Here is an 8,815-nt window from a genome sequence, read left to right as displayed (position 1 = left end):
CGCACGCCGGCGGCGACGCGCCGCTGCTGGTCGGCCGCGTCGCCTTCATAGGTGCCGGAGACTTCGAACAGCGCCACATCGCCGATGCCGCGGTCGGCATTGCGCTGCGCGGCGCTGATCAGCCCCGGCAGCAGCGAAGGCCGCATGTCGGACATGTCGGCGGCGATCGGATTGGCGAGCTTGAGTGCGTTCTGGCCGCCGCCGAACATCTCGGCGTGCTTGGCCGGAATGAACGACCAGGTGACGGCCTCCATCATGCCGCGCACGGCAAGCGCACGCTTCGCCGCACGGGTGCGCACCTGCAGCGTCGTCAGGATCTTGCCGTTGACCGCGTCATGCGAGGTCAGCGGCTGCGGCGCGATATTGTCGACGCCATGGATGCGCATCACCTCCTCGACCAGGTCGGCCTTGCCGTCGACATCCGGCCGCCAGGACGGCACCTTCACGTCGACGACGTCGCTTGACCCATGCGGCGCGAAGCCGAGCCGGGTCAGGATGCCGAGCGCTTCTTCTCTTGGCACCTCGATGCCGGTCAGCCGCTTCACTTCCGACAGCGGGAAGGAGATGATCTTCGGCTTGTGGCCGGCATAGCCCGCAACTTCGATCTCCGTCGGCGTGCCGCCGCAGAAATCGAGCACCAGCTTGGTCGCGAGCTCGACGCCAGGCACCATGAATTCGGGATCGACGCCGCGCTCGAAGCGGTAGCGCGCATCGCTGATGATGCCCAGCGTGCGGCCGGTGCGCGCCGTCGTGATCGGGTCCCAAAGGGCCGATTCGATCAGCACGTCGGTGGTGTTGTCGTCGCAGCCCGAATGCTCGCCGCCCATAATGCCGGCGATCGATTCGACGCCATTGTCGTCGGCGATCACGCACATTTCCGGCGTCAGCGTGTATTCGCGCCCGTCGAGCGCAAGCACCTTCTCGCCGTCCTTCGCTCGGCGCACGACGAGATTGCCGGCGACCTTGTTGGCGTCGAACACGTGCAGCGGCCGGCCGCGGTCGAAGGTGACAAAATTGGTGATGTCGACCAGCGCGCTGATCGGCCGCAGCCCGATGGCGATCAGCCGCTGCTGCAGCCACTTCGGCGACGGGCCGTTCTTCACGCCTTTGACCAGGGTCAGCGCGAAGCCGGGGCAGAGTTCCGGCGCCTCGATCTTGACCTTGACCGGGCACATGCCTTCGCCGGCATGCGGCATGATCGCGCCGCCGGTGAGGCGGCCGAGCCCGCTCGCCGCCAAATCGCGGGCGATGCCGTAGACGCTGGTCGCGTCCGGCCGGTTCGGCGTCAAATTGATCTCGATCACCGGATCGTCGAGATGCGCGTAAGCCGCGAAGCTGGTGCCGACCGGCGCGTCTTCGGGCAGGTCGATGATGCCGTTGTGCTCGTCGGAGATTTCCAGCTCGCGCTCCGAGCACATCATGCCGTGGCTTTCGACGCCGCGGATCTTGCCGACGGAAAGCGTCACGTCGATGCCGGGGACATAGGTGCCGGGCGCGGCGAAGGCGCCGATCAGGCCGGCGCGGGCGTTCGGCGCGCCGCACACCACTTGCACCGGCGGCTTGCCGTCGCCGGTATCGACGGTCAGCACGCGCAGCCGGTCGGCGTCGGGATGCTGCACCGCCGTCAGGACTCTCGCGATGACGAAGGGCTTCAGGCTCGCCTTGTCGTCGACATGTTCGACTTCGAGACCGATCGCGGTCAGCCGCTCGACGATCTCGGCAAGCGAGGCGTCGGTCTCGAGATGGTCCTTGAGCCAGGAGAGGGTGAATTTCATGACTGTGTTCCGTCTGAGGGTCTTGGTACGCTGGTCCTGAGATGGCGCGGCAGGTCGTCCGGCATGTGCAGGAAGGGAAGCTGCTCGCGCACATGGGCATGCAGGGTCGGCTTGAAATAGGCCGGCATGTCCATGGCGCCGAGCGTGAAATAGATGTGGCCATTGAGCCGCTCATCGGTATAGGCGATGGGCGAGCCGCAGATGCCGCAGAACGATCGCTCCACCGGGCCGTTCCGGTAGCCCTTCAGCGACTTGCCTTCGAGCGCGATCTGGTCGGTCATGAAGCCGACGAAGGCCGACACCGGCGCGCCGCTCGCCCGCCGGCAATCGCTGCAATGGCAATAGCTGATGTGATGCGGCTCGACTGACGCCTCGAACCGCACCGCGCCGCAGCGGCAGCCGCCGGTGTGCGGCGCCGTCATGCGGAAAGCCCTCCGAACAGCGTCGGCAGGTCGAGCGGCCTGAAGCCGTAATGCGACAGCCAGCGCACATCCGCGTCGAAGAAGGCGCGCAGGTCCGGCATGCCGTATTTCAGCATGGCGATGCGGTCGATGCCCATGCCCCAGGCGAAGCCCTGATATTCGTCGGGATCGACCCCGCCGTGACGCAGCACGTTGGGGTGCACCATGCCGCAGCCCAGGATCTCCATCCAGTCGGAGCCTTCGCCGAAGCGCACTTCGCCGGGTCGCGAGCGGTCGCACTGGATGTCGACCTCGAGGCTGGGCTCGGTGAACGGGAAGAAGGACGGCCGGAAGCGCATCTTCACGCTCGGCACCTCGAAGAAGGCCTTGCAGAACTCCTCCAGCACCCACTTCATGTTGGCGATGTTGGCGGTCTTGTCGATCACCAGCCCCTCGACCTGATGGAACATCGGCGAGTGCGTGGCGTCCGAATCCTGCCGGTAGGTCTTGCCGGGGATGACGATGCGGATCGGCGGCTTCTGCCGCTCCATGGTGCGGATCTGGACGGGCGAGGTGTGCGTGCGCAAAAGCTTGCGCTCGCCCTTCTCGTCCGGCTGGAAGAAGAAGGTGTCGTGCATCTCGCGCGCCGGATGGCCTTCCGGGAAATTCAGCGCGGTGAAGTTGTAGTAGTCGGTCTCGATGTCAGGACCTTCGGCGATAGAGAAGCCGAGGTCGCCGAAAATCGCCGCGATCTCGTCGATCACCTGGCTGATCGGATGGATGCGGCCCCGCTCGGCCGGCGACTGGCGCACCGGCAGTGTGACGTCGAGGGTCTCGGCCGCGAGCCGTACGGCGATCGCCACGTCCTTCAACTCCGCCTTGCGCGCCGTCAGCGCCTCGGTGACGCGGTTCTTCAGGCCGTTGATCGCCGGGCCTTTCACCTGCCGCTCCTCGGCGCTCATGGCGCCAAGTGTCTTCAGCATTTCGGAGACCGAGCCCTTCTTGCCCAGCGCCGAGACGCGCACCGCCTCGATCGCCTGCTCGTCGGTTGCCGAAGCGATCTCTGCAAGCAGCGAAGTTTCAAGGGTTTCAAGATTTCCAGCGGTGGCGTTCACGGCGAAACTCTCTCGATCGGGTAACCACCAACGTCCGGTGCGTCACCATTTTGGCTACATCAGGCATAACAAAAACCCGCGCCAGCCGTGCCAGCGCGGGTTCCCCAAAATCAGATTTGCGTATGCTTGGGAAGCGCTGGCTTAGGCGACAGCGCTCTCAAAAGCATTCGGCGTGGTGTTCTTCAGATATTCGAGCGCGACCTTGGCCTTGGCGACCAGCGCGGCGAAAGCCTGCGGCTCGTGGATGGCCATGTCCGAAAGGATCTTGCGGTCGATCTCGATGCCGGCCTTGTTGAGGCCGTCGATGAAGCGGCCATAGGTCAGGCCATGCTCATGCACCGCCGCGTTGATGCGCTGGATCCACAGCGCGCGGAACGAGCGCTTGCGGTTCTTGCGGTCGCGATAGGCGTACTGCAGCGACTTCTCCACCGCCTGCTTGGCGATGCGGATGGTGTTCTTGCGGCGGCCGTAGAAACCCTTGGCGGCTTTCAGGACCTTCTTGTGCTTGGCGTGGGCGGTGACGCCTCTCTTTACGCGTGCCATGTCATGATCTCCTTAAAAGCAATTCCAGGAAAAGTGCCTAGCGGTTTTCCGTTCGGAATTGCGTAAAAAACAAAAGCTGTTCCGGACCGAAATGCTTAGAGGCCGTTCGGCAGAAAATTCTTGATGACCTTTTTGCCGTCCGGTTCAGCCAGAACCATCGTGCCGCGGGCATCGCGAATGAACTTGTTGGAACGCTTGATCATGCCATGGCGCTTGCCGGCGGCAGCCGACAGCACCTTGCCGGTGGCAGTAATCTTGAACCGCTTCTTGGCGGCCGATTTGGTCTTCATCTTGGGCATTTTGCTACTCCGTATCGTGGGCGCACCATCGCGCTTCTTTTCTCGCTTCGGGCCGACCAAAGCCCGAAAAGCAAATGAAACCGCCACGGCATGCCCTGCCGGGCGGTTTTCTTGGAACGGCGGTCCTATACGTCAAAGACGGCTTGTGCGCAACACCCGAGACGGTGCGGCGCTCTGTCCTGCCGGATGCAAACCGCGGCTGACAGGGGGGCGGATCCTAGGGCAGGCGGAACCACACCGGCAGCATTCCCGACTGCTGCGCGCCGTCGATCAGCTCGAAGGCCGGCAGCGCCACCAGGAACACCAGCCCGTCGAGCAGCGTGTTGAGCAGCAGGCGCGGCTTGAAGCTGCCGGTGTCGCCCTCCTGGTAGAGCGAAAGGTTGGGAAAGAAGCGCGGCACCTTCGCCAGATAGGCTTTATAAGGAGCGCCGAGCACTTCCTTGAGATAGCGCTCCTCGCGCAGGATCACGACGTGGAAGGCGCCGGCGCAAAGAACCGCGAAAAGGATGATGCCGCTGAACGAGCCGATCTGCGCGCCGACGCCGGCGGCGGCCACCGTCGAGAACACATAGAGCGGGTTGCGGGTGATCGAATAGGGCCCGCCGGTGACCACTTCGGAGGATTTGCGCCCGCCGATATAGAGCGTGGACCAAAGGCGCCCGACGACGCCGAGGAAGATCAGGAGCACGCCGAACATCTCGATCGACTCGTGCATCGGCGTGTCCGGAGGGAAAGTCGACTGGCCGAACAAGAGTGCCGCGAACAGCACCACGATGAGCACCGCCAGCACGATGCGGCGCATGTATTGATAGCCGCCCAACCCCTCTACCTGGTTGTCGGTCGGAACCTTTGTTTCATCGACCATGCCCAATCCGATCGTCGCGTTTTGCTCGTGATCGGGAAAACCCGATCGTCGAGATTGCCGGCGATCGGATAGAAAACACGCGCCCGCCGATCGTCGGGACGCCGTGCCCGGCAATTCGGGCGGATTTTAGAGCGACTTGCTGTGCGGGCCGGTCAACTCTGTCTCTCGAAGCCGTGATCGGCGCGACCGATTTCGGCGACCCGGGCCGGCCCGGCTATAGCGGAAGGAAGGGGGCGCCCGCTGTCAGCGGGGCGCCAGCACCATCATCATCTGGCGGCCTTCGAGCTTAGGCTCCGCCTCGACCTTGGCGATCGGCGCCACTTCCTCGCGGACCTTGTTCAGAAGCTGCATGCCGAGCTCCATATGCGCCATCTCGCGGCCGCGGAAGCGCAGCGTCAGCTTGACCTTGTCGCCTTCCTCGAAGAAGCGCCGCACGGCCTTCATCTTGGTCTCGTAGTCATGGCTGTCGATGTTCGGGCGCATCTTGATCTCCTTGATCTCGATGACCTTCTGGTTCTTGCGCGCTTCGGCCGCCTTCTTCTGGTTGGCGTATTTCAGCTTGCCGAGATCGAGGATTTTTACGACGGGCGGCACCGCATTGGGTGATATCTCGACCAGATCGAGCCCGGCCTCTTCGGCGAGCAGCAATGCGTCGTTGATGGAAACATCGCCGCGGTTCTGGCCTTCGGCGTCGATGAGCTGGACCCGGGGCACCCGGATGTCACGGTTGGAGCGCGGGCCATCCTTGGTGGGCGCCGCTGCTTTGAAAGGTCTGCGAATGGTCGTGGTCTCCTCGGCCGTTTCGTTTAGGGTTCTTTGGGTTCAAATCGGTGGACGCGCCTATGTGGTGAGCGCGCGGCCGGAGTCAATAGCACAGCCTCGCCAGGAAATCACCTCAAAGCTTGCCACTGAAAGCTGCCATCGTCTGCACCAAGCAAAGAAACGGCGCGAGCACTTTTCGGCGAACCACCGGTTGTGCCAAAAGACCGACGGGAAGGACAAGGTCATGACCGCCAGCGCACCAGTTTTCCTTGATGTGGACGGATCGAACATCGCTGTCAGGCAGGTGGCCGGTGCCGCGCCCGGCATCGTGTGGCTCGGTGGCTACAAGTCCGACATGCTGGGCACCAAGGCCGAGGCGCTGTCGGCCTGGACGAGCCGCGAAGGCCGCGCCTATCTGCGCTATGACTATTCCGGCCACGGCGAATCGGGCGGCGATTTTGCCGACGGCACGATCTCGAAATGGCTGGCCGAAAGCCTCGCTGTCTTCCGGCGGTTCAGCAAGGGCAAGCAGATCCTGGTCGGCTCCTCGATGGGGGCATGGATCGCGCTGCGCATGGTGCAGGAATTGCGCAAGGCGGGCGACACCGGCGTCGCCGGCCTTGTGCTGCTTGCGCCGGCGCCGGACTTCACCGTCGAGCTGATCGAGCCGGTGCTGACCAAGGCACAGAAGCGCGACCTTTCGAAAAAGGGATTTTTTGAGGAGCCGTCCGACTATTCGGACGAGCCTTATATCTACACGCGCGCGCTGATCGAGGACGGCCGCGCGAACCGGGTGATGACCGGACCGATCGACACTCATTGCCCCGTGCATATCCTGCAGGGCCTGGCCGATCCGGACGTTCCGTCCGGCCATGCGCTGAAGCTCGCGGCGCTCTTGCCGGCGGACGACGTCACGCTGTCGCTGATCCCGGACGGCGACCATCGCCTGTCCCGCCCCGAGGATCTCGACATGCTCGAGCGCGCCGTCGGCGATATGGTCCAGCGGGTCGCCTGACGATGCGTATTTCCATCCCGATATCCGCCTTCGTCGCGGCGATCGTCGGCTTTGGCGGCACGCTGGCCATCGTCATTGCCGCCGCCAAGGCGATCGGCGCCACCCAGATCGAGACCGCGAGCGGGGTGACCGCGATCTGCCTGGCCATGGCCATCGAATGCCTGTGGCTGTCCTGGCGCACCAAGATGCCGGTGATCACCGCCTGGTCGACGCCGGGCCTGGCGCTGATCGCGGCTTCCAGCGGCTTCACCATGGCGCAAGCGGTCGGCGCCTTCATCGTCACTGGCATCCTTTTGATCGCCACCGGCCTGTTTAAGCCGCTGACCCGGCTGATCGCGATGATACCGGCCTCGGTGGCTTCCGGCATGCTGGCCGGCATCCTGGTCAGCTTCGCCATCAACGCCGTCAAGGCCATTCCCGCCGATCCCTGGCTGATCCTGCCGCTGATCGCCGCTTTCTTCGTCATCCGGCTGTTCAACCCAGCGGTGTCGGTGCTGGTGGTGCTGATCGGCGGCGGCCTTGCCGCCTTCCTCACCGGCCGGGTCGGCGGCCTGCCGGCGCCGGAGCTGTCGACGCTGACGCTGATCGCGCCGCAGTTTACCATCTCGGCCATCATCGGGCTGGCCCTGCCGCTCTACCTCGTTACTATGGCCTCGCAGAACCTGTCCGGCCTCGCCGTGCTGAAAGCCGCTGGCTACCATCCGGAGCCCGGCCCGCTGATTGGCGTCACCGGCCTGTTTTCGCTGCTTTCGGCGCCGTTCGGCGCTTCGACCACCAATCTGGCGGCGATCTCGGCCGCCATCTGCACCGGCCCGGATGTTCATCCGGACCCCGCCGAGCGCTGGAAGACCGGGCCGTTCTATGCGCTCGCCTACCTGGTCTTCGCCGTCTTCGGCGCTTCGCTGGTGGCGATCTTCGCCGTCCTGCCGCAGAGCCTGATTGTGCTTGTCGCCGGCCTGGCGCTGATGGCGCCTTTAGCCAACGCGCTGTCGATCGCGCTCCACGACACAGGCGAGCGCATGCCGGCGACCGTCACCTTCGCGGTGACGGCCTCGGGGCTCACGCTTTTCGGTGTCGGTGCGGCGTTTTGGGGGCTGGTTGCCGGAATGGCAGTGCTTTTCCTCGAAAAACTCAAAAAGCGATAATCATTTCAGCTGCTTCGCCGGTTTTGGCCGACCTTGCCTTGAATCGCCGATTTCGCCTTCCCATTTCGATTCCACGCAGCCGGTTTGGCTGTCTCCAACGGAAGGATTGGGAGAAAATGAACACAACCGCATTGATCCGTCCGGCCTGGACGCCGGCGACCATCGCGCTGATGGTGATCGGCTTCATGGTGTTCTGGCCGCTCGGCTTCGCCATGCTCGCCTACATCATCTGGGGCGACCGGCTCGATGGCTTCAAGCGTGACGTCAACCGCGCCACCGACGGCATCTTCGCCGGCTGCCGCCGCGGCTCCGACAAAGCCGCCCGCTGGGGCCATGGCTCGTCCCGCACCGGCAATGTCGCTTTCGACGACTGGCGCGAGAAGGAGCTCGAGCGCCTCGCCGAGGAGCGCCGCAAGCTCGACGAAATGCTGACCGAGTTCGACGAGTATGCCCGTGAACTGCGCCGCGCCAAGGACCAGGAAGAGTTCGACCGCTTCATGGCTGAGCGCAACAAGCGGACCGCGCCGACCACCACGAACGACGCGACCGGAAAGCCCGCCCCGAAGCGCGGCAAGGGTACGAACCTGCTCGACGACTGAGACCCTGCGACAAGTCTCGGAACGATATGCGGCGTCGCGCAAAGCGGCGCCGTTTCTTTTTTGTTCTCTATGTAGCTTCACTCCACTGGCCGTTTTCCTCGAATCGCGTATCGTCCAGCCATGTCCCTCGGCTTCTTTCGCAACCTGACCAAAGCCAAGCCCGCGCCCGTCGTCGAGCGCGAGCATTGCGTCGCCGGCCGCACGCTGCCGCTCAAGATCGTCGAGAGCGCCAGGGCCCGGCGGCTGACGTTGCGCATCGATTCCGGCGGCCAGGGCCTGCGCATCACCGTGCCGCC

Annotated in this window: 10 protein-coding genes; 3 read left to right on the top strand and 7 right to left on the bottom strand. The window is 64.4% G+C overall.

Annotated features, from left to right (window positions below):
* The 7 genes from pheT to infC all read right to left on the bottom strand — a co-directional run.
* On the bottom strand, positions 1-1,775 hold a 1,775-nt coding region (gene pheT, locus DH10_RS00635; protein ID WP_192384040.1), incomplete at its 3' end, for a phenylalanine--tRNA ligase subunit beta.
* On the bottom strand, positions 1,772-2,197 hold the full coding sequence (locus DH10_RS00630; RefSeq protein ID WP_192252849.1) for a GFA family protein: 426 nt from the start codon (positions 2,195-2,197) through the stop codon (positions 1,772-1,774). The genes DH10_RS00630 and pheT, both read right to left, overlap by 4 nt.
* Positions 2,194-3,291: a phenylalanine--tRNA ligase subunit alpha gene (gene pheS, locus DH10_RS00625; RefSeq protein WP_192252846.1), complete on the bottom strand. Its 1,098-nt coding sequence runs from the start codon at positions 3,289-3,291 to the stop codon at positions 2,194-2,196. Before pheS ends, DH10_RS00630 begins: the two co-directional genes overlap by 4 nt.
* 141 nt (positions 3,292-3,432) lie before the next feature.
* Positions 3,433-3,834: a 50S ribosomal protein L20 gene (gene rplT / locus DH10_RS00620; RefSeq protein ID WP_071100686.1), complete on the bottom strand. Its 402-nt coding sequence runs from the start codon at positions 3,832-3,834 to the stop codon at positions 3,433-3,435.
* Positions 3,835-3,929: 95 nt separating this feature from the next.
* A complete protein-coding gene (gene rpmI, locus DH10_RS00615) occupies positions 3,930-4,133 on the bottom strand; it encodes a 50S ribosomal protein L35 (protein ID WP_027166935.1) in 204 nt (67 codons plus the stop codon).
* Between the two features lie 217 nt (positions 4,134-4,350).
* Positions 4,351-4,998, bottom strand: a complete 648-nt coding sequence (locus DH10_RS00610; RefSeq protein ID WP_192252844.1) for a methyltransferase family protein — start codon at positions 4,996-4,998, stop codon at positions 4,351-4,353.
* A 243-nt stretch (positions 4,999-5,241) separates the two neighbouring features.
* Positions 5,242-5,778, bottom strand: coding sequence for a translation initiation factor IF-3 (gene infC / locus DH10_RS00605; RefSeq protein ID WP_081482097.1), 537 nt, complete (start codon positions 5,776-5,778; stop codon positions 5,242-5,244).
* Positions 5,779-6,004: 226 nt separating this feature from the next.
* Here infC and DH10_RS00600 point away from each other — a divergent pair, with 226 nt between their 5' ends.
* The 3 genes from DH10_RS00600 (at position 6,005) to DH10_RS00590 (ending at position 8,519) form a co-directional block, all read left to right on the top strand.
* Complete coding sequence (locus DH10_RS00600; protein ID WP_192252841.1) at positions 6,005-6,775, top strand: alpha/beta hydrolase; 771 nt, start codon at positions 6,005-6,007, stop codon at positions 6,773-6,775.
* Between the two features lie 2 nt (positions 6,776-6,777).
* Positions 6,778-7,920 (top strand): benzoate/H(+) symporter BenE family transporter, encoded by a 1,143-nt coding sequence (locus DH10_RS00595; RefSeq protein ID WP_192252838.1) that lies wholly within the window; start codon positions 6,778-6,780, stop codon positions 7,918-7,920.
* A 116-nt stretch (positions 7,921-8,036) separates the two neighbouring features.
* Positions 8,037-8,519 (top strand): DUF2852 domain-containing protein, encoded by a 483-nt coding sequence (locus DH10_RS00590; RefSeq protein WP_192252835.1) that lies wholly within the window; start codon positions 8,037-8,039, stop codon positions 8,517-8,519.
* Positions 8,520-8,815 lie beyond the last annotated feature (296 nt).

Source organism: Mesorhizobium silamurunense (genome assembly GCF_014843825.1).
Taxonomy (GTDB): Bacteria; Pseudomonadota; Alphaproteobacteria; order Rhizobiales; family Rhizobiaceae; genus Mesorhizobium; species Mesorhizobium silamurunense.
This window is presented reverse-complemented; position numbering and strand designations above follow the sequence as displayed.

Bases quoted from the DNA above. Each gene is read 5' to 3' on its own strand.
- DH10_RS00595 (WP_192252838.1), top strand. From the start codon at position 6,778: ATGCGTATTTCCATCCCGATATCCGCCTTCGTCGCGGCGATCGTCGGC.
- rpmI (WP_027166935.1), bottom strand. From the start codon at position 4,133: ATGCCCAAGATGAAGACCAAATCGGCCGCCAAGAAGCGGTTCAAGATT.
- DH10_RS00600 (WP_192252841.1), top strand. From the start codon at position 6,005: ATGACCGCCAGCGCACCAGTTTTCCTTGATGTGGACGGATCGAACATC.
- DH10_RS00610 (WP_192252844.1), bottom strand. From the start codon at position 4,998: ATGGTCGATGAAACAAAGGTTCCGACCGACAACCAGGTAGAGGGGTTG.
- DH10_RS00590 (WP_192252835.1), top strand. From the start codon at position 8,037: ATGAACACAACCGCATTGATCCGTCCGGCCTGGACGCCGGCGACCATC.
- DH10_RS00630 (WP_192252849.1), bottom strand. From the start codon at position 2,197: ATGACGGCGCCGCACACCGGCGGCTGCCGCTGCGGCGCGGTGCGGTTC.
- rplT (WP_071100686.1), bottom strand. From the start codon at position 3,834: ATGGCACGCGTAAAGAGAGGCGTCACCGCCCACGCCAAGCACAAGAAG.